This window comes from Streptomyces sp. NPDC034037 (assembly GCF_055575715.1).
The window spans coordinates 622,160-641,809 of the sequence record NZ_JBVISC010000001.1 but is presented as its reverse complement, the minus strand read 5'-3'; the positions used below and the strand labels follow the sequence as shown (position 1 = coordinate 641,809).

Genomic DNA, 19,650 nt, shown 5'->3' with positions numbered 1-19,650 from the left:
GCCGCCGTGACCCCGGATGCCGAACCCCGCACGGAGGATCCGTCGAAGGGTGTGGGGTGTGTCACGTGGGGCGCGAGGGGCTCGCCGGGCGAGCCCGGCGAGATCCGGAAGTCAGGCCCTAGGACAGGCGTCGTTCCTCCGTCGTCTCCAGGCGGGCCTCGGCGCCGCGGGACCGCCGGGCCTGCTCCAGGCGCAGGAGGCAGGTGCGGCCGCGCAGGGTCAGGGTCATGAGCTGGTTGCCGAACCAGGGGCCGCCCGTGCGCCGCCAGTCGATGCCCGCCTGGGTGACGTCGGCGTGCCGCGCGAAACGCCGGCCCAGCGCCCGGCCGACGCGGCTCCAGCCGAAGCGGAAGCCGAGCGTGACCGAGGTGGGGATGGAATTGTGGACGGGGGAGCAGGTCAGCTGGAGGACATGGGCGTCGGGGCCGGTGCCCTTGGGCCAGGCGGGCTCGGCGACATAGGCGTGGTGGACGTCCCCGGAGAGCACCAGCACCGTCGCGGGCGCGCCCTCGCCCGTGCCCGCCTCGGCGACCAGCGCGGTCAGCGCCTCGAAGGACGCCGGGAAGGCCGGCCAGTGCTCCAGGTCGGCGCGGCGGCGCAGGTTCTCGCCGAACCGGGCCCAGCGCTCGCCCCGCTCCCCCCGGCACAGCGCCGAGGCCCAGCCCTCGGCGTCGTGGATGAGGTGCGGCAGCAGCCAGGGCAGGGACGAGCCGATGAGGAGGTGGTCGAAGCCGCCCGCGCCCTCCACCGCCTGCTCGCGCAGCCAGCGCGCCTCGCCCGCGTCCAGCATGGCGCGCTCGTCCTCCCGCAGCACGCGGGCCGCGCGTGTGTCGACCATCAACAGGCGTACGCGCCCGAAGTCCCGCCGGTAGCTCCAGCGGGTCGAGGCCGGATCCTCGTCGGCGGCCGCGGCGAAGGCGCGCAGCGCGTCCGTGCCGTCGGGCGTGGCGCGGACGGCGGCGTAGACGTCGTCGCTCTCCAGTTCCGCCGGCCGCAGGTTGCCGAGGTGCTGGTAGACCCAGTACGACATCAGGCCACTCAGGATGCGCTCGCGCCACCAGGGGGTGGCCCGCATGTCGGCCACCCAGGTCGCACTGGTGTTCCAATCGTCGATCACGTCGTGGTCGTCGAAGATCATGCAACTCGGCACGGTGGACAGCAGCCAGCGCACCTCCGGGTCCAGCCAGGACTCGTAGTAGAGGTAGGTGTACTCCTCGTAGTCGGCGACCTGGGCGCCCGGCGGCTCGGAGAGGTCCCTGCGCGCGGCGAGCCGGCGCCGGATCGCCTGGGAGGTCTCGTCGGCGTACACCTGATCGCCGAGGAGCAGCAGGACGTCGGGGCGGGCGGCGGTCGGGTCGGCGGCGATGCGGGTGGCGAGGGTGTCCAGCGCGTCGGGCCCCACGGGGTCGTCCCCGCCGGACGGCGGCGCGGCCCAGCGGCACGAGCCGAAGGTGACGCGCAGCTCGGCGGTGCCGTCCTCGGCGAGGGTGCGGATGGTGCTGGCGGGGAAGCGGGAGTCGGGCAGGGGCCAGACGACGTGCTCGCCGTCCCCGGGACCCTCGGCGCCGCCCAGCCGCACCTCGTACGCCGTCTCGGTGCCCGGCGTCAGCCCGGTGACCGGGATCAGGGCGTAGTGGTGCCCCGCGACCTGGAAGGTGCGCGCGGAGCCGCGCGAGCCGTCCGCGCACCGCACCTCGGCGGCGCAGGGCCCGTCGGTCTCGACCCAGACGGTCGCCGAGGCGCCGTCGACATGTCTCAGCAGTGGACCGAGCCGCAGCCGTGCCACAGGCGATCACCCTCCTCCGTCGTCCCCGTACGGTACGGAACGACGGAGGCCGGTGGGGCGATTCCGGGGTGTCCGGCCCGGCGAGGGGCTCAGCAGCCGCTGAGGATCGAGGTCAGGGCGCTCTTCTCGGCGGGGTCCACCGTGAGCTTGTAGTGCTGCTTCACGTCGACCCACATGCGGGCGTAGAAGCAGTGGTAGGAGGCCGTGGGCGGCATCCATTCGGCGGGGTCCTGGTCACCCTTGGCCTGGTTGACGTTGTCGGTGACCGCGATCAGCTGCGGCTGGGAGAGGTCGTTGGCGAAGCCCTGGCGCTGCGCGGTGGTCCAGCCGCTGGCGCCGGAGCGCCAGGCCTCGGAGAGCGGCACGACGTGGTCGATGTCGATGTCGGAGGCGGCGGTCCAGGTGGCGCCGTCGTAGGGGGACTTCCAGGTGCCGGAGACCGCCGCGCAGGCGGCGTCCTGCTGGACGTTCGTGCCGTCGCGCTTGAGGACGACCTCGCGGGTGTTGCACGTGCCGGACTGGGTGCTCCAGTGCGGGAACTTGTCCCGGCTGTAGCCGTCGGAGGAACCTTCCGCCTTGACGGTCAGCTCGCCGAGGTAGGTGCGCGCGGTGGCGGCGCTCACCGGCTCGGGGGGAGCGGCCTGGGCGGGGGTGCCGGTGGTGAGGACGGCCGCGCAGGCCAGCAGGGCGGTGGCGCCGAGGGCGGCCGTGCGGTGTCGACGCGCGTAGACAGAGGACATGTGAACTCCCTTGACGTGGGGGGACGTTGACCGGTGGGGCGGCCAGGCTCGTGGGGCGGGATGGCCGGGGGGTGTGTGTCTGATGACAGGGTCGCGTCAATCAGGTGGAAAGTTCAATGGTTCTGGCGCGCCGTCATGTGCATTGCGTGGGGCGGGAGTTGCGTTCGAGTGATCCAGGTCACTTGGCGTCGCTCCGGCGCGGGCCGAAAGGCCCTGGCCGCGTGTCGTGCGCCGTCCCGTACGATGGACGGCGCAGAAGGGGAGTAGCTCTTCGCCGGACCGTCGACATACTGCTCAGCTCGTCTGAGCCGGCGCCCGGAGGCAGGCCCCGTTGGGCCGGCCAGCGAGACCTTCGGCAAGCAGTGCGGGCATGCGCGAACCGCGTGTGCCCGGACGCGCACATCCGTGCGCGTCCGTGTGCGCTGCCGTGCCGAGGTGTCGTACGCGAAGCGGTGGAACACTCTCGGTGGGGCGGCCCCGACCGATTGAGGAACCCTTGATCAGCATCACCGTGACGGCACTCGTCTTCGGCGTCGTCTTCCTTGCCGAGCTGCCGGACAAGACGGCCCTGGCCGGCCTCGTCCTCGGCACGCGCTACCGCGCCTCGTACGTCTTCGCCGGGGTCGCGGCCGCCTTCACCGTCCATGTGGTGCTCGCCGTCGCGGCGGGCAGTGTGCTGACCCTGCTGCCGCAGCAGCTGGTCCACGCCCTGACCGGCGTCCTCTTCCTCGGCGGCGCCGCGATGCTGCTGCTGAAGGGCGCCGGTGAGGAGGAAGAGGTCAGGCAGCCCGAGGACCAGAGCTTCTGGAAGGTCGCCGGGGCGGGCTTCATGCTCATCCTGGTCGCCGAGTTCGGCGATCTGACGCAGATCATGACCGCGAACATGGCCGCCCGCTACGACGACCCGCTCTCCGTGGGCCTCGGCGCGGTGCTCGCGCTGTGGGCGGTCGCCGGGCTCGGCATCGTCGGCGGGAAGGCGCTGATGAAGCGGGTTCCGCTGGCGCTCATCACGAAGATCGCGGCGCTGCTGATGCTGGGCCTCGGCGTGTGGAGCCTCTACGAGGCGCTTGTGTGACGTCGGTCCGTGCGCTTGCGTGACCTCGGTCCGTGCGCTTGCGTGATGCGGTCCGTTTTGCCGACCTTGGCCCATCTGACCTGCGGCGTTGGCTTTTGGCGTGCTTGTTTTGTACCGTGCAGGAACAAAGTGGCTCCGCCCGTACTCCCTGACCGGCGGGCGGGGCCGCCTTGATCCTCCCGTCGCGGGTCCGGCCCGTGGCGGCTCTTCCCGCGGGATCTTCCTCTGCGCCCTGGAGTACGTCGATGACGGCCACGACCGCCGACTCTGCACTGACCGTCCGGGCCGTCCTCCTCGACATGGACGGCACCCTCGTCAACTCGGACGCCGTCGTCGAGCGCTGCTGGCGGCGCTGGGCCGAGCGGCACGGGCTCGACTTCGGCGAGGTCATCGAGGTCGTCCACGGACGGCAGGGGTACGCCTCCATGGCGCTGCTGCTGCCGGACCGGCCCATGGCCGACAACCACGCCGAGAACCGCGAGATGCTCGCCGCGGAGACCGCCGACATGGAGGGCGTCGTGCCGGTGCCCGGCGCGCCCGCGTTCCTGGCCTCGCTGGCCCGGCTGCGCCTGCCGCACGCGCTCGTGACCTCCGCCGACGTGCCGCTGTCCACCGGTCGGATGGCCGCGGCGGGGCTGGCGCTGCCGGAGGTGCGGGTGACCGCGGAGAGCGTGGGCGCGAGCAAGCCGGACCCCGAGGGGTTCCTCAAGGGGGCGGCGGCGCTCGGGGTCGACCCGGCGGACTGCGTGGTCTTCGAGGACTCGCGGGCGGGCATCCTCGCGGGCCGGGCGGCCGGGATGCGCGTGGTGGGCGTCGGCGCACGCGCCGCCTCGCTGGAGCCGACCGTCCATGTGGCGGACCTGACGCGGGTGCGGGTCGCGGATGCGGGGGACGGGGCGTTCCGGCTGACGTTCGGGTGACGCGGGGGCCGGGGCGGTGACCGGACGGGCCACGGCGTGACGTTCCCGCCGTCAACCTGGCGCCGGTGAGTAACCCACACGGGCGACGATCATTCGCGTCGCTCCATGACCGGGTGCGGCGCCGGTGACCCAGTCGGGGCGGGTGACCCTCTCCGTAAACGTACTCTTACGGACAATGAGTCCCCTGCCGTATTAAATCCGCTCAACAGAAGAACCGTTCCGCTGTGGAAGCGTCCTGGCACCACTTCCCAGCGAGAGGAGTCGGCACATGGCCGACTGGAAGCAGATCAGCGGGGCCCTGGTCCGGATCGCCGTGGGGTCCAGGACCAACGTGTGGGGTGTCAACGCGGCGGGGAACATCTACCGCTACACCAACAACGACGCCAGCCCGTGGGCGCAGGTGCCCGGTGGGCTCACCGACATCGGTGCGGGTGCGGACGGCACGGTCTGGGGCGTCAACTCCGCGGGCAACATCTACCGCTACACCGGTGACCAGGAGTCCGGCCACTGGAAGCAGATCAGCGGCGGCCTGGTCCGGATCACGGTGGGGTCGAGGACCAACGTGTGGGGTGTCAACGCGGCGGGGAACATCTACCGCTACACCAACAACGACGCCAGCCCGTGGGCGCAGGTGCCGGGTGCGCTCACCGACATCGGTGCGGGTGCGGACGGCACGGTCTGGGGCGTCAACTCGGCGGGCAACATCTACCGCTACACCGGTGACCAGGAAGCGGGCCACTGGAAGCAGATCAGCGGCGGCCTGAAGGGCATCGCGGCCGGCTCCCGCACCACGGTGTGGGGAGTGAACGCGGGCGGGAACATCTACCGCTTCGCGAACAACGACGCGAGTCCCTGGGCGCAGGTGCCGGGTGCGCTCACGGACATCGGTGCGGGTGCGGACGGCACGGTCTGGGGCGTCAACTCGGCGGGCAACATCTACCGCTACACCGGTGACCTGCCCGCCTGACCGACTCCCGCCGCCCAGAGCGCCAGGCGGGGGGCGTGGCACAGGGCTGCGCCACGCCCCCGGCCGGCGTTTCACCGGGCGCCCTGGCGGGCGTCGGCCGGGCGTCTACCTGGGGCGCCCCGGCGGGCGGCCCGCCAGGCCTTTCCGGGCGTCCGCCATGCCTCCCGCCGGGTGACCGGCCGGCGTCTCCGTCATGCGCCTTGTCGGGCGTCCCGCCACGTCCCCCATCGGGCGTGCCGTCGGGTGACCGGCCGGGCGTCCCGCCACGCCCCCCGCCATACGCCTTGCCGGCGCCCCGCCACGCCCCCCCGCCATGCGCCTTGCCGGCGCCCCGCCCCCCGCCATGCGCCTTGCCCGGCGTCACGGCGGGGGACTGGCCCCCCCGGGGCCGGGTGCCTCAGCGGGCGGCGCGGCGGAGGCGGGCCGCTGCGAAGGCGCCGCACACCGCGCCGACCGCGAGCACGATCAGGCCCCGGAACCACACCTCGCGCTCCACTTGGGTCGCCAGCGCCACGCAGGAGACCGCGCCGAGGAACGGCACCGCCACCGGCGCCTTGAAGTGGTCCCCGACAGGCTGCTCCCCGGCGCCCCCGGCGCTCCCGGCGCCCCCGGCGGTTGCGGCGCGTCGGCGCAGTACCAGGGCCGAGGTGTTGACCAGGAAGAAGACCACCAGGAGCAGCAGCACCAGCGTCGAGGCCAGCGTGGCCACGTCGCCGGTCAGGGCGAGCAGCAGGGACAGCGCCGTCGTGGCGGCGATCGACGCCCACGGCGTGCGCCGCCCCGGCAGCACCTTCGTCAGGAACCCCGGCAGCAGGCCGTCCCGCGCCATGCCGAACGCGAGCCGCGAGGACATGATGCCGGTGAGCAGCGCGCCGTTGGCGACCGCGACCAGCGCGATGGCGCTGAACAGCGACGTGGGGACACCGCCGGCCTCCCGGACCACTTCGAGCAGCGGCCCGCTGGACTCCGCCAGCCTCCCGGTCGGCACGGCCGCCGCGGCCGCCGCCCCCACCAGCGCGTACACCGCGCCTGCCGTGATGAGGGCACCGAACAGCGCCCTCGGATACGAACGCCGTGGGTCCCGCGTCTCCTCGGCCACGTTGACGGACGTCTCGAACCCCACGAACGAGTAGTACGCGAGCACCGCACCGCTCAGCACCGCCGCCGCGGGCCCGTGGCTGTCGGTGCCCAGCTGCGTCAGCCTCCCCGGGTCCCCGTCACCGCGCAGCACGATCCACAGGCCGAGCCCGATGACGATGAGCAGCCCGCTCACCTCGACGACCGTGGCGACGGCGTTGGCCCGCGTCGACTCCCTGATGCCCCGGGCGTTCAGCAGCGCCAGCGCCGCCAGGAAGACCACGACGACCAGGGCGACGGGGAAGGAGACGAACTCCGTCAGGTAGTCACCGGCGAAGCCGCGGGCCAGCGCGGCCACCGAGACGATGCCGGCGGCGAGCATGCAGAACCCGGCGAGGAACCCCGCGAAGGGCCCGTACGCGAGCGTCGTGTAGTGGGAGGCGCCGCCCGCGCGGGGGTATTTCGTCACGAGCTCGGCGTACGAGGCGGCCGTCAGCAGCGCCAGGCACAGCGCGACGACCAGCGGCACCCATACGGCGCCGCCGGAGTCGGCCGCGATCTGGCCGACGAGGACGTACACGCCCGCGCCGAGGACGTCGCCGAGGATGAAGAAGTACAGGAGCGGGGTGGTCAGGGCCTTCTTGAGCGCCGTCGGGGCGGTGGCCGCCTGCGGCGTGGAGCGGGGATCTTTCACGCAGAGCCGTATACCCGGTGCGGCGTCCTCGACCACGGGACTTATGGCTCCCGTGTCTCCGCCTCCAGGCTGCGCCGCGTCCGGGGGCCGTACTCGCCCGGCCGGTCGGCGGCCAGGCCCCTGGCCCACTGGTAGCGCAGCACGGCGGCGGTGACGGCCCGGGTGTACGCGCCGTCCGGCTCGCCCGCGTACAGGCGCAGCTGCGCCAGACGGGCCTGCAGCTCCCTGACCCCGGGGCCCGTGTCGCCCTCCCGCAGGGTCGTCCCGGTGGCCGGTCCGCCGGACCCCGTGGTGTCCACGGAGCCCGTGGCGCGCAGGGTCGAGGGCGGTGCGGAGGGAGGCGGCGCGGGCGGCGACGACTGTCTCGGCGGTCCCGAGCGGGTGGGCGAGGCGGACGGCTTCGGCGCGGTCGGCGGGGCGGCGGAGGGCGCGTGGGTGCGGGGCGGGGACGCGGGGCGCCTCGCGGCGGGCGGGGTGGACCCCGTCGGGTGGGCGAGGGCCGGTGCCGGGGCGTCGGGCAGCGCGTGGTTCCGGGTCGGCCGGTCGGCGGCCGACGAGAAGAGCCCGGTCGCGAAGACGGCGGCAGCGGTGACGGCCGCCACCGCGCAGGCCCCGCCGACCAGGACGTACGCCCGTCCCCGCCCGGCCCTAGGGCCGCCGGCTTCGGCGTCCCCGCTCGCCGCGCCCGCGCCGGGTTCAGCGGACCCGGCCCCGTCCCTGGCGCCCCGGGGAGCGGACGGCAGGCCCACGGCGGCGGCGGTCGGCAGGGTGGCGGTGCCCGGCGGGGGCGGGGCGGGCAGGGACACGTACGGGCGGATGCGCAGCGGATCGAAGTCCTCGGCGACCGCCGCCTGCGCGGCCCGCTCCCGCCGGACGTCCTCCCCCGCACGCCCCGCACAGCCGCACACCGAGGCCCCGCCGGGCCCCCGCACGGCCCCGCACCCGGGACACCGCCCCTCGAGGCCGCCGCAGCCGCACACCGAAGCCCCGCCGGGCCCTCGCAGGGCCCCGCACCCGGGGCACCGCCCCCCGAGGCCGCCGCAGCCGCACACCGAGGCCCCGCCGGGCTCCCGCACGGCCCCGCACCCGGGGCACCGCCGTCTGTCCGGTTCGGTCATCGTCGTCCCCCAGTCCTCGCTGCCCCGTCCGCCCCGTCCGTCCCGTCCGCCCGAGGAGTCCAGCGAAGTACGCGGGGCCCGGCTTCAACAGGCCATAACCGGTCACACGGACCACGATGGAGGGGGAGCGCCCTCAGCTCCGGGCCGACCCAGGAACCTCCAGGAGGTGCCCATGACGCAGGACGTCAGCGCCCGCCCGGCCGGGCCGGGCCCCGACCCCGCGCACGGGCCGGGGGTGAACGGGCATCCTCACGGCGGCGTGCTGGTCTCCATCGGCGCGCTGCTGCTCGGCATGCTGCTCGCCGCCCTCGACCAGACCATCGTCTCGACCGCCCTGCCGACCATCGTCAGCGAGCTGGGCGGCATGGACCACCTGTCCTGGGTCGTCACCGCGTACATGCTGGCCGCGACGGCCGCGACCCCGCTCTGGGGCAAGCTCGGCGACCAGTACGGCCGCAAGAGGCTCTTCCTCACCGCGATCATGATCTTCCTGGTCGGTTCGGCGCTGTGCGGCATGGCGCAGAACATGCCCCAGCTCATCGGGTTCCGGGCCCTCCAGGGCCTTGGCGGCGGCGGGCTCATGGTGTTGTCCATGGCGATCGTCGGAGACCTCGTGCCGCCCCGCGAACGCGGTAAGTACCAGGGACTGTTCGGCGCGGTCTTCGGCGCGACCAGCGTCCTCGGGCCGCTGCTCGGCGGCCTGTTCACCGAGCACCTGAGCTGGCGCTGGGTCTTCTACGTCAACCTGCCGATCGGCGTGGTCGCGCTCCTCGTCATCGCCACCACCCTCCACATCCCGAAGCGCGACACCCGGCACACCATCGACTACCTCGGTACGTTCCTCATCGCCTCCGTCGCCACCTGCCTGGTCCTCGTCGCCTCCCTCGGCGGCACCACGTGGGCGTGGGGATCGCCGCGGATCATCGGCCTGGCCGTGCTCGGCGCGGTCCTCGCCGCGGCCTTCGTGGCCGTGGAGCGCAAGGCCGCGGAGCCGGTGCTCCCGCTGCGGCTGTTCCGCGTGCGCACCTTCACGCTCTCCGCCGTCATCAGCTTCGTCGTGGGCTTCGCGATGTTCGGCGCGATGACCTACCTGCCGACGTTCCTCCAGGTCGTCCAGGGCGTCTCACCGACCATGTCGGGCGTGCACATGCTGCCGATGGTGGCCGGCATGCTCCTGTCGACCACCGCCTCCGGCCAGATCGTCAGCCGCACGGGCCGCTGGAAGGTCTTCCCCGTCGTCGGCACCGCCGTCACCACGGTCGGCCTGCTCCTGCTGCACCGGCTCGACGAGCACAGCTCCACCGGCGAGATGAGCGCGTACTTCTTCGTCTTCGGCCTCGGACTCGGCCTGGTCATGCAGGTCCTCGTGCTCATCGTGCAGAACGCGGTCGGCTACGAGGACCTCGGCGTCGCCACCTCCGGCGCGACCTTCTTCCGCTCGATCGGCGCCTCCTTCGGCGTCGCGATCTTCGGCACGATCTTCACCAACCGCCTCGGCGACAAGCTCACCGACGCCCTTGCCGGACAGCAGCTGCCGCCCGGCGTCGGCGTGAGCACCCTGGAGGCCGACCCGCGCGGCATCGCACGCCTCCCCGCCGAACTGCGGCCGAGCGCCCTGCACGCGTACGCCTCCTCGATCACGGACGTCTTCCTGTACGCGGCACCGGTTGCGCTGGCCGCCTTCGTCCTCGCCTGGTTCCTGCGCGAGGACAAGCTGCGGGGCTCGGTCACCGCGCCCGACACGACGCAGACGCTCGCGAGCAACCCCGTCGAACGCTCGTCGTACGACGAGGTGGCGCGCGCCCTGTCGGTGCTCGGGACGCGGGAGGGCCGCCGGGAGATCTACGAGCGGATCACCGCCCGCGCGGGCTACGACCTGCTGCCCGCCGCCGGCTGGCTCCTCCTGCGCATCGCCCGGCACGGCACCGTCGAACCCGCCGTGCTCGCCGAACGCACCACCGTGCCGCTGAGTGTCATCACGGCCGCCGCCCGCCAGGTGGAGGAGCGGCGCCTCGCCGAACGACGGGGCCTGGAGATGCGGCTGACCGACGAGGGCCGCGAGGTCGCCGCACACCTGGCCAAGGCCCGCGAGGAGTCCCTGTCCGAGCTGCTCGGCGACTGGTGGGACCCGCGCCGTCCGACCGATCTGGTCCAGCTGGTCGAGCAGCTCAGCGCGGAGCTGTGCGGCTCGGAGTCGGAGCGCCCGCACGACGGGGCCACGCGCCGCCTGCGGGCGGTGTAGGGACGAGGTCCTTGCCGTACCAGTGCTCGGCGTACGGCCGCTCCTCGTAGGGCGCGGTCTCCGCGTAGCCGTGCCGCGCGTACAGCGCGCGGGCCTCCACCAGGTCGGTGCGGGTGTCCAGGACGATCCGCCGGGCGCCGAGGGCGCGGGCCGCGTCCTCGGCGGCGGCCAGCAGGACCGGGGCGCCGCCCCTGCCCCGCGCGTCCGCCCGCAGGAAGACCCGCTGCAGCTCGGCGGTCCCCGCCTCCAGGAGCCGTACGCCCGCCGTGCCGACGGCCTCGCCGCCGTACCGCGCGACCAGCAGCACCCCGCCCGGCGGCGCGAGATCGGCCCCCGTCTCGGCGGCGATCCCGCGCTCCAGCTCCCGGGGGTCGGTGCGGCGCCCGTCGTGGCGCAGATACCAGCGGTCGCTGACCTCCGCGTAGTACGCGCGCCAGAGCGCGGCGGCCACGGGCGCGTCGTACGCCTCGGGGGTGACGGTCCAGGAGGCGGAGCGGGCGGGGGTTGCGGTCATGGGGGTCATTCTCGGGGCACAAGAGCGGCGCCCCGCAAGCGGATTGCTCACGGGGCGCCGTCGTGCCGTACGGGGTCAGCTCTTGGGCGCGGCCTGCTGGACGACCTCGAAGGACCACACCGTGGACCCGGAGGCGGCGGGCTTCGGGCGCTCGCCGCCACCCTCGCCGCCGCCCTGGTGCGCGGCCTTCATGGGGCCCTCCATCCACGCCTGGAAGGAGGCCTCGTCGCGCCAGCGGGTGTAGACGAGGTACTGGTCGGTGCCCTCGATGGGGCGCAGCAGTTCGAACCACTCGAAGCCGTCGGAGTTCTCCACCGCGCCCGCGCGGGACGCGAAGCGCTTCTCCAGGACCTCGCGCTGTTCCTCGGGGACGGTCAGGGCGTTGATCTTCACGATGCTCATGCGGCCATCCTGCCGTACGGTGCCGGTGACGTCAGAGCCGCAGCAGGCGCTCGGCCGTCTCGCGGTAGTCGCGCAGGGCCAGGCGCAGCTGCTCGGTGTCGGTGGTCGAGGCCTCGGGGGCGGGGGTGTGGGCGCCGGTGCCCTCGGTGGCCAGGGCGCCGCCCGGGGCCATCCCGGCGGCCGGGGGCGCGCCGCCGTCCGCGTCCGCCGTGGAGCGGGCGGGGGTGGTCTGCCAGGCGGAGCGCAGGACGCGGCGGCGTTCCGCGAGGGTGTCCGTGAGATGGGCGATGGCCTCCTCCAGGACGTGGTCGACCTCCTCGACGGAGCCGCGCGGGCCGTCGACGAAGCCGTTGACGGCGTTCTGCAGACGCAGGGTCAGCTTGTCGCGTTCCTCGGCCGGGAACAGTGTCGTCGTGTCAGCCATGCTGGACTCCCTTTCGGGTGATGCCGCCGGAGTGCTTGTCGGCCGTGTGCTTGCCGAAGTGGGCGCCGGAGTGCTCGGTGCGGTCCGTGACCAGGGCGTCGAAGAGCGCCCGCGCCTCGACCATGGCCTCGCGCAGCTGCTCGGTGTCGGCGCCGCCCTCGGCGGTGTCCGTGCCGAGCGCCGCGCGGTGCACCTTGCGGTAGCCGTGGACGTGGGTGGCGTGGTGCACGGAGAGGGCGTCCACCTGGTCCTCGTAGTGGCCGGCGTCGGGGAAGCCGCGGGCTCCGGCCAGTTCGGCGATGAGCCGGTCCGCCTCGGCGACGGCCTCGCGCGGGGAGTCGACGAACCGCTCCTGGGCGTGGTTCCAGCGGGCGGAGTACTGCTCGCGCGCCGCGGGCTCCAACGGCCGTACCTGGAGGGAGCCGTGGCGCTTCACCCGCTCGCCCAGGTCGCGCTCGGCCGCTTTGGTGTCACCGTCGTGCCGGGCGACCGCGCGGTCGTACTCGGGACCGAAACGGCGCTTGAGGCTCTGCCCGCCGCCCGCGTTGCGTTTGCGGTTCAGCAGGACGAGCGCGGCGGCGGCGATGACGACGACCACCGCGATCAGGATGATGATCATGACTGTGGACATATATGGGGTGCCTTCCCGGGGGGTGGGCCTTGCGATGCGGGGCCGCACGCCGCCCCCGCACCTGTCCTCGGACCGGGTTGCCCGTAAGCGCGCCGTCAAACGGGGCTTGACCGACCCGGCCCGCCGGGCCTTGGCCCTCCGTCGTCCCGCAAGCCCGTGCGTCCGCCCCCGGGAGCGCCCTAAAATGCCGCAGCGCGCGTGGAGCGACGGCGCTCGCGCCGCCCCGAGTCGAAGGAGCGTACACACGTGCTGGAGCTGACGATGGCCTCGGTCTCCGGGGCGGACGCGGGCGCGACCGCGGGCATGCTCATGGCCGAGGCGCCGAGCGAGCCGGGCGCGGTGCTGCGGGTGGGGCGCGACGCGAGCGCGTGCCGGCTGGTGACGCCGGACGACTGGCTGTTCGTCTCCCGTACGCACCTGGAGTTCCGCTGCGGAGCCGACGGGGCCTGGTCGGTGACCTGGCTGCGCGGCTCGCACCCCGACCCCGCCTCCGAGGTGCGGGTGGTGTCCGGGGGCGCGGCGCGGCCCCTCGCGTACGGAGGGGCGGCGCCGCTTCCCCGGGGCGGCTCGGGCGAGGTGCTCGTCCAGGAGAGGTCCGGGCCGCGGAGCGTCAACGTCGGCTTCTACCACGAGGGTTGAGCCGGTCCCGGCAGAAGGCCTCTCCCGGTGGAGGGCGGAGCGGGGTCAGTCCAGTACGCGGGCCAGCGCGAAGCCGTCGTACCCCTTGGCGCCCACGGTCTGCACCGCCGTCGCGCTCAGCTTCGGGTGCCGTGCCATGAGGTCGAGCGCGGCGCGGGTGCCGCGCACGGCCGGGTCCGGGTCGTCGGCGTCGGTGACGGCGCCGCCGCGCACGACGTTGTCGAGGACGATGAGGCTGCCGGGGCGGGTCAGTTCGAGCGACCACTCCACGTAGTGCGGGTTGTTGGCCTTGTCGGCGTCGATGAAGACGAAGTCGAAGGGCGCGGGCTGCTCGGCGTGCGCGGCGCCGAGCGCGGCGAGCGAGTCCAGGGCGGGGCCGACGCGGACCTCGGTGACCTTGTCGAGCCCGGCGCGGGCGAGGTTGGCGCGGGCCACCTCCGCGTGCTCGGGCTTGTACTCCAGGGTGATCAGGCGGCCGTCGGCGGGCAGGGCGCGGGCCAGCCAGATGGTGCTGTAGCCGCCGAGGGTGCCGATCTCCAGGATGCGGCGGGCGCCCTGTGTCCGTGCCAGGAGGTGGAGCAGCTTGCCCTGGTTCGGGGTCACGTTGATCTGCGGCAGGCCCGCGGTGTCGCTGTCGCGGAGGGCGGCGGTGAGGGCCTCGTCTGACGGGGCGAGGAGGTCGGAGAAGTAGTCGTCGACGGAGGTCCACGGCTGCGGGGGCTGGGGCTGGGGGCTCATGAGGGCGTACGTTCCCACCGGCCCCGCCGGTTAGTCCCGCGGCAGGGGGCGCCTTGCCTGATCGGTGTCGGTGTCGGTGTCGGTGCCGTCCGTGCTCGGCCCGGCTGCCGGGGCTGCGCCCCGGACCCCGCTCCTCAAACGCCGGAGGTGCTGAAACCTGCCCGGTCACCGGGGCCTTCCACCGCCGGCGGGGAGCCCGGCAGGGGCTTGCCCGCTGATTCCGTCAGGTACCAGACGGCGATCCCGCCGATGACGGCCGCCGCCATCATGTAGTACGCGGGCATCATCGTGTCGCCCGTCGCTCCGATCAGTGCCGTCACCACCAGCGGCGTCGTGCCGCCGAAGACCGAGACGGAGATGTTGAAGCCGATGGAGAGCGAGCCGTAGCGGACCTTGGTGGGGAAGAGGGCCGGGAGCGTCGCGGGCATCGCGGCCGTGAAGCAGACCAGGAGCAGGCCGAGGGCGCCGAGGCCGAGGCCGATCGCCCACAGCGAGCCCTCGCGGATCAGCAGCAGCGCGGGGACGGAGAGCAGGAGGAAGCCCGCGCAGCCCGTGGCGATGACCGGGCGGCGGCCCACCCGGTCGCTCAGCGCGCCGACGAACGGCTGGGCGCACATCATCAGCGCCATGACGCCGAGGATGACGAGCAGCCCGTGCGTCTCGTCGTACTTCAGCTCGCTGGTCAGATAGCTCGGCATGTAGGAGAGCAGCATGTAGTCGGTGACGTTGAAGACCAGGACCAGGCCCATGCACAGGAGGAGGGCCTTCCACTGGCCCGTCACCATGTCGCGCAGCCGGACCTTCGCGCGGGCCTGCTCGTCCTGGTGGGCCTTCTCCAGCTCGGCGGCGAACGCCGGCGTCTCCTCGAGCCGCATCCGCAGGTAGAGGCCGATCAGGCCCATCGGGCCCGCGATCAGGAACGGGATGCGCCAGCCCCAGGCCAGCAGGTCCTGCGACGACATCAGCGCCGTCATCAGGGTGACCAGGCCGGCGCCGCCGATGTAGCCGGCGAGCGTGCCGAACTCCAGCCAGCTGCCGAGGAAGCCGCGCTTCTTGTCGGGGGAGTACTCCGCGATGAACGTGGAGGCACCCGCGTACTCGCCGCCCGTGGAGAAGCCCTGCACCAGCCGGGCGAGCAGGAGCAGCACCGGCGCCCAGACGCCGATGGTCGCGTAGGAGGGGATCAGGCCGATCGCGAACGTGCCCGCCGCCATCATGATCATGGTGAGGGCGAGGACCTTCTGGCGGCCCACCCGGTCGCCCAGCGGGCCGAAGACCATGCCGCCGAGCGGTCGGATCAGGAAGGCCGCGGCGAACGCGCCGAAGGTGGAGAGCAGCTGGGCCGTGGGGTTGCCCGAGGGGAAGAAGACCTTGCCCAGCGTCACGGCGATGTAGCTGTAGACGCCGAAGTCGAACCACTCCATCGCGTTGCCGAGGGCGGCCGCCTTCACCGCGCGCCTGACCATCGCGGGGTCGGTGACGGTGACGCCGCCGGCGGCGGGCGGGGGGACGGTCCCCGGTGCGGACTCGGGCTTCCGGAGTGCGACGGGAGTGGCGCTCGGCAAGGGTTCGCTCGCCCGCTTTCGGTCGACGACAAGGACGGGGCCGCCCGCGCTTACCCGGGGCGACCCGAAAAGCGACCATAGGTGCATCAGCCATCATTACGGACGGCTGCCGGGCGACCGCAGAGGGCGAGGAAAGGCCCCTTATGCAGGTCAAACGCCGTTTCTTCCGGGAGCGGGCGAGCGCCGATCTTGTGATCTATGTCGCTGCCCGGCCCGGAACCACGCCACCGGAACCACACCGGATGGTGGTTGGGAATGACCGATAAATGCCGATAGAAAGCGGTGTGGCCGTCGGGTGAACGAGCGGTCGCACGCGTCCCGCGAGAGGGGACGCGGCTCTCCACGGACGGGGTCGCGGGCATGACGGATCGGACCGCAGGCAGGACGGACGGGGCGGAAGGGCCGACGGCGCGTGGCGAACGTTGAGCACGGCGGACCCGGAAACGCGGTGCGGACGGGGTCGGCCGGCGAGCCCGGCGCGCGGATCGGCGCGCTCCGCGCGGCCCTGTGGCTGATCGCCGCCGTCCTCGCGATCCGCCAGGTGGCCGATGTCCTGGGCACCCCGAGGGGTGAACGTCTCATCGACCTGGAGACCTGGCTGGGACCGGACGGCGTCCTGCACGTCGCAGGCTCCCTGTACGACGCGGACCGGTTCACCGGCACCCCCTTCGCCGGGCTCGTCCTCAAACCGCTCGCCAGCCCGGGGGAGCAGGCGCTCGGCTGGGCCTGGACCTTCGGCACGCTCGGACTCGTCGTCGTCCTCGGTCTGGTCGCCGCCCGCGCGCTGCCGCCGCCCGTCTCGCGGCGCACCTCGCTGCTCGCCGCCCCCGTGGCCATCAGCCTGCTGATCCTCTCCCTCCCCGTGCGCAACACCCTGCACCTGGGCCAGACGAGCATCCTGCCGGTCCTGCTGGTGCTGCTCGGCTTCTTCGCCGTGCGCGGCGAGCGGGCCGGCGGGGCCCTGATCGGCGCCGGCGCGGCGCTGCAGCCCACGATGCTGCTCTTCGCCGTGCTGCTGTGGTGCACCGGCCGCGAGAAGGCCGCGGCCTCCACCGGCCTCACCTTCGCCGCCTGCACGGCCCTCGCGTGGGCAGCGATGCCGGCGGACTCATGGGCGTACTGGGTCCATCACCTCGCGGGAGCGGGCCTCGGCGCGAGCCCGGACGCGGGCGCCAACCAGTCGCTGCACGGCATGTTGCTGCGCTTCGGCCTCCAAGGCCCCCTGGAGACAGGGCTCTTCCTGACCCTGGGCGCGGCCGTCGCCCACCTCGGGCTGCGCCGCGCCGTGCGCTGTGCCGAGGACGGGCAGCTGCTCCTGGCCGTCGCCGTCACCGGCTGCGTGGTCGTCGCCGTGTCCCCGACGACCTGGCGCCACCAGCTGCTGTGGGTGCTCCTCGCGGTGGTCGGCCGCGTCGGCAGCCGCCGCTGTGACCGGTACGTGTGGCCCGTGACCGTCGTGCTCGTCTCGACGCTGCCCGCCACGATGATGCTGCCGAACCTGCCGGCCACCCAGCCGATCCGCGACAACGTCGTGCTGCTCACGGCGCTCGCCGCCGCCACCGCCGTGCCGTTCCTGTCCCGCACGCACCCGCGCTACCGGGACCCGATCCCCACCGAGTACGCCGAACCGGTGCCCGCCCGCTGGAGCCGGGTGCCGCTGGTGCCGTTCTGGCGGCGCGTGGTGACCCGCCCGAACCTGCTCCTCGAACTGCTCCTGATCCGCGTCGGCTACTCCGCGTACCAGCAGGTCAGGCTCGCCGCGACCGGGGGCACCATCTCCGGCGGCCGGGCCACCGCCGAATACCACGGCGAACAGGTCCACGCCATCGAGCGGTTCCTGTCCCTCGACGTCGAGCGCCGGTTCAACCACCTCACCGCCCGCACCGGGTGGCTGGAGGACTTCTTCGACTTCTACTACACGTCGCTCCACTTCGTGGTGCCGCTCGCCGTCCTCGCCGCGCTGTACGCGCGCCGCCCCGCCGCGTACCGCTGGGCGCGCTCGGCGCTCGGCTTCGCGACGGTCCTCGCGCTCATCGGCTTCTGGGCCTACCCGCTCGCCCCGCCGCGCCTGATGCCGGACCTCGGCTTCATCGACACCGTGCACGGCGTCCAGGACTTCACCAAGCCGAACTACGGCACGCTGACCGACCTCACCAACCAGTACGCGGCGATGCCCTCGCTGCACTTCGGCTGGTCCCTGTGGTGCGGCCTGGTCGTCGTGGTCCTCGCGTCCAGGTGGTGGCTGAAGGCGCTCGGCCTGCTGCACCCCTTCCTCACGCTCTGCGCGATCGTGGGCACCGGCAACCACTGGGTGCTCGACGCGGTGGGCGGCGCGGCCGTGGTCGGCGCGGGCTTCGGCCTCACCCACCTCCTCTCGGGCCCCCGGGCGAGCCCGCCCCCGACGGCCCGCGCGGCGGCCCCGGTCAGCGGCACGCCGAGGGACGCGGCGAAGGACCGTAGCCCGAAGTGATCCGGTAGGTGCCCGGCGCGGGCACCGAGAGCCGGGTGAACTCACCCTGCCGCCGCAGGCAGGCGCCCCGCGCCCGCAGCCACGGCGAGTACACGAGCCGCACCGTCACCGAACCGCGCTCGGGGACCCGCACGACGACGTCCGAGCCCGTGGTGCGGACCACGGAGGCGGGCGCCGACACCAGCGGCACCGGCTTCCGCACCCGGAAGACCCGCCAGTGCCCGTCCCCCCACACCGGCTTCAGCCACGCGGGCCCGCTCGCCACCAGCTCCGCCTCCTGTTCGGCGAACCCGTCCGGCTTGCCCGCGGGCAGCACCACATAGCCGACGGCCCACCGGTCGAGCCACGCGCGGTAGGTGGCCGCCGAGAACGTCCCGTCGTAGAAGAGCCGGCCGCGCCGGATGTCCAGCTGGCGGTTCCAGCCGCGCGCCATGTGCACGTAGGGGGCGAGGGCGGTGGCCTCGCGGTGGTTGCGGGCCGGGACCACCTCCACGCGCGTCCGGTCGGCGCCCAGGCGCTCCAGCGCCCGCACGACGCCCCGGGTGTCGGCCGCCCAGCCGGGCACCTTCGTGGACACCACCAGATCGTCGTACGTCTTCTGGACCAGCCAGCCCGAGCAGAGCACCAGCGCCACGGCCAGCGCGGCCCGCCGCAGCAGGTCGCGGCCCGGCACGAGCAGGGCCGCGAGCAGCACGGCGGGGCCGACCAGCTCCGCGAGGCGCTCCACGTTCGTGCCGATGGGCGAGGGGATGAGGTACGCGAGCACGGTCCCGGCCGCGTACACGCCCGCGCCCAGGCGCAGCACCCGCCACTCGCGGGGGGCCGCGAGGACCAGGGCCAGGCCGAACAGCACGGGCGGGAAGATCCGGTCGAAGGGCATCAGCTGTTCGCCGTCGAACGGGAAGAGCAGGGTGGTGACCGCGACGACCACCACCGGCGGCACGGCGAGCGCCGCGGCACGCCCGACGTCGCGCACGAGCAGGTAGCCGGCGCCCGCGACCAGCAGGAACAGGCCCGCCACGGGTGAACCCATGGTGGCGAGCGCCGCGCAGACCGAGGCGAGGACCGCGCGCCGCTCCCGCACCAGCGCCAGGCAGGCCGCGAAGGCGAAGGCCGTGCCGAGGGCGAAGGTGGTGCGCCCCGAGGCGACGTTGCACCACACGCCGAGCGAGGCGAGGACCGCCGGCCACAGGGGCCTGCGGACGCCGGTGCGTTCGATGAGCGCGGCGACCAGCCACGCGCCGGCGATCCCGGAGAGCACCGTCACGGTCCGCACGCCGACGGCGGCCATCAGATAGGGCGAGATCAGGCTGTAGTTGGCGGTGTGCATGCCGCCGTACCAGAAGAGGCTGTACGCGCTCGCGCCGTGCTCGGCGGCGAACCGCGCCCACGCCTGCTGGGCGGCGAGGTCGCCGCCGCCCGTGGCCAGGAACGCCGCCCACACCGCGTACAGGGGAAGGGTGGGGGCGGTGGCGAGCAGCGGCACCCGGTACCGCCGCAGGAAGGTACGGAAGGCTGACTTCCGCTCGGTGGACGCGCTGCCGGGCGGGACGGTCGAGAAGTCGGCGAAGACCACGGCCACCGTTTCCGTTCGAAGTCCTGGAGAGGCAAGGTTCACCTCTCGGGACGCGGCCCGCAACGGAGAGGT

The 19,650-nt window shown here is 73.7% G+C and carries 16 protein-coding genes and 1 pseudogene; 6 read left to right on the top strand and 11 right to left on the bottom strand.

Features of this window, described 5'->3' with window-relative positions; genetic code table 11:
• Positions 1-118: 118 nt before the first annotated feature.
• Positions 119-1,786, bottom strand: coding sequence for an alkaline phosphatase D family protein (locus ACZ516_RS02920; protein WP_469008191.1), 1,668 nt, complete (start codon positions 1,784-1,786; stop codon positions 119-121).
• A gap of 89 nt (positions 1,787-1,875) precedes the next feature.
• On the bottom strand, positions 1,876-2,526 hold the full coding sequence (locus ACZ516_RS02915; RefSeq protein ID WP_358700356.1) for an HNH endonuclease family protein: 651 nt from the start codon (positions 2,524-2,526) through the stop codon (positions 1,876-1,878).
• A 496-nt stretch (positions 2,527-3,022) separates the two neighbouring features.
• Between ACZ516_RS02915 and ACZ516_RS02910 the strand changes: the two genes are divergently transcribed.
• The 3 genes from ACZ516_RS02910 to ACZ516_RS02900 all read left to right on the top strand — a co-directional run bounded on the left by ACZ516_RS02910 (position 3,023) and on the right by ACZ516_RS02900 (position 5,488).
• Positions 3,023-3,601 carry a TMEM165/GDT1 family protein gene (locus tag ACZ516_RS02910; protein ID WP_358581745.1) on the top strand — a complete coding sequence of 193 codons (579 nt, stop codon included), beginning with the start codon at positions 3,023-3,025 and terminating at the stop codon, positions 3,599-3,601.
• A 245-nt stretch (positions 3,602-3,846) separates the two neighbouring features.
• Positions 3,847-4,521 carry an HAD family hydrolase gene (locus tag ACZ516_RS02905; RefSeq protein ID WP_361080815.1) on the top strand — a complete coding sequence of 225 codons (675 nt, stop codon included), beginning with the start codon at positions 3,847-3,849 and terminating at the stop codon, positions 4,519-4,521.
• 268 nt (positions 4,522-4,789) lie between these two features.
• On the top strand, positions 4,790-5,488 hold the full coding sequence (locus tag ACZ516_RS02900) for a tectonin domain-containing protein (protein ID WP_358701632.1): 699 nt from the start codon (positions 4,790-4,792) through the stop codon (positions 5,486-5,488).
• A 397-nt stretch (positions 5,489-5,885) separates the two neighbouring features.
• Here the strand turns inward: ACZ516_RS02900 and ACZ516_RS02895 are convergent, their stop codons facing one another.
• Together ACZ516_RS02895 and ACZ516_RS02890 are read right to left on the bottom strand one after the other, a co-directional pair.
• The gene (locus ACZ516_RS02895) at positions 5,886-7,259 is read right to left on the bottom strand and encodes an APC family permease (RefSeq protein ID WP_469008188.1); all 1,374 of its coding nucleotides are present in this window, start codon (positions 7,257-7,259) and stop codon (positions 5,886-5,888) included.
• Between the two features lie 41 nt (positions 7,260-7,300).
• Positions 7,301-8,191, bottom strand: coding sequence for a peptidoglycan-binding domain-containing protein (locus ACZ516_RS02890; protein ID WP_469008187.1), 891 nt, complete (start codon positions 8,189-8,191; stop codon positions 7,301-7,303).
• Between the two features lie 358 nt (positions 8,192-8,549).
• Here ACZ516_RS02890 and ACZ516_RS02885 point away from each other — a divergent pair, with 358 nt between their 5' ends.
• Entirely contained in the window at positions 8,550-10,619 is a 2,070-nt protein-coding gene (locus tag ACZ516_RS02885; RefSeq protein WP_469008185.1) for a DHA2 family efflux MFS transporter permease subunit, read from the top strand.
• Here the strand turns inward: ACZ516_RS02885 and ACZ516_RS02880 are convergent.
• The 4 genes and pseudogenes from ACZ516_RS02880 to ACZ516_RS02865 all read right to left on the bottom strand — a co-directional run bounded on the left by ACZ516_RS02880 (position 10,546) and on the right by ACZ516_RS02865 (position 12,590).
• On the bottom strand, positions 10,546-11,133 hold the full coding sequence (locus ACZ516_RS02880) for a GNAT family N-acetyltransferase (protein WP_469008184.1): 588 nt from the start codon (positions 11,131-11,133) through the stop codon (positions 10,546-10,548). The two genes, ACZ516_RS02885 and ACZ516_RS02880, sit on opposite strands and share 74 nt — an antisense overlap.
• Before the next feature lie 75 nt (positions 11,134-11,208).
• Positions 11,209-11,535, bottom strand: a complete 327-nt coding sequence (locus ACZ516_RS02875; RefSeq protein ID WP_030777828.1) for an antibiotic biosynthesis monooxygenase family protein — start codon at positions 11,533-11,535, stop codon at positions 11,209-11,211.
• Positions 11,536-11,566: 31 nt separating this feature from the next.
• Positions 11,567-11,890 (bottom strand): annotated as a pseudogene (locus tag ACZ516_RS02870) (hypothetical protein); the annotation flags it as partial.
• Between the two features lie 61 nt (positions 11,891-11,951).
• Complete coding sequence (locus tag ACZ516_RS02865; RefSeq protein WP_469008182.1) at positions 11,952-12,590, bottom strand: hypothetical protein; 639 nt, start codon at positions 12,588-12,590, stop codon at positions 11,952-11,954.
• A gap of 246 nt (positions 12,591-12,836) precedes the next feature.
• On the opposite strand from ACZ516_RS02865, the gene ACZ516_RS02860 reads away from it, so the two are divergent.
• Positions 12,837-13,229 (top strand): hypothetical protein, encoded by a 393-nt coding sequence (locus tag ACZ516_RS02860; protein ID WP_469008180.1) that lies wholly within the window; start codon positions 12,837-12,839, stop codon positions 13,227-13,229.
• 45 nt (positions 13,230-13,274) lie between these two features.
• Here the strand turns inward: ACZ516_RS02860 and ACZ516_RS02855 are convergent, their stop codons facing one another.
• Together ACZ516_RS02855 and proP are read right to left on the bottom strand one after the other, a co-directional pair.
• The gene (locus ACZ516_RS02855; protein ID WP_361080802.1) at positions 13,275-13,967 is read right to left on the bottom strand and encodes an O-methyltransferase; all 693 of its coding nucleotides are present in this window, start codon (positions 13,965-13,967) and stop codon (positions 13,275-13,277) included.
• Between the two features lie 134 nt (positions 13,968-14,101).
• Complete coding sequence (gene proP / locus ACZ516_RS02850; protein ID WP_467464798.1) at positions 14,102-15,619, bottom strand: glycine betaine/L-proline transporter ProP; 1,518 nt, start codon at positions 15,617-15,619, stop codon at positions 14,102-14,104.
• Positions 15,620-15,944: 325 nt separating this feature from the next.
• Here proP and ACZ516_RS02845 point away from each other — a divergent pair, with 325 nt between their 5' ends.
• A complete protein-coding gene (locus ACZ516_RS02845; protein ID WP_469008177.1) occupies positions 15,945-18,002 on the top strand; it encodes a bifunctional glycosyltransferase 87/phosphatase PAP2 family protein in 2,058 nt (685 codons plus the stop codon).
• Here ACZ516_RS02845 and ACZ516_RS02840 read toward each other — a convergent pair.
• A complete protein-coding gene (locus ACZ516_RS02840; RefSeq protein WP_469008704.1) occupies positions 17,956-19,578 on the bottom strand; it encodes a hypothetical protein in 1,623 nt (540 codons plus the stop codon). The genes ACZ516_RS02845 and ACZ516_RS02840 overlap by 47 nt on opposite strands.
• Positions 19,579-19,650 lie beyond the last annotated feature (72 nt).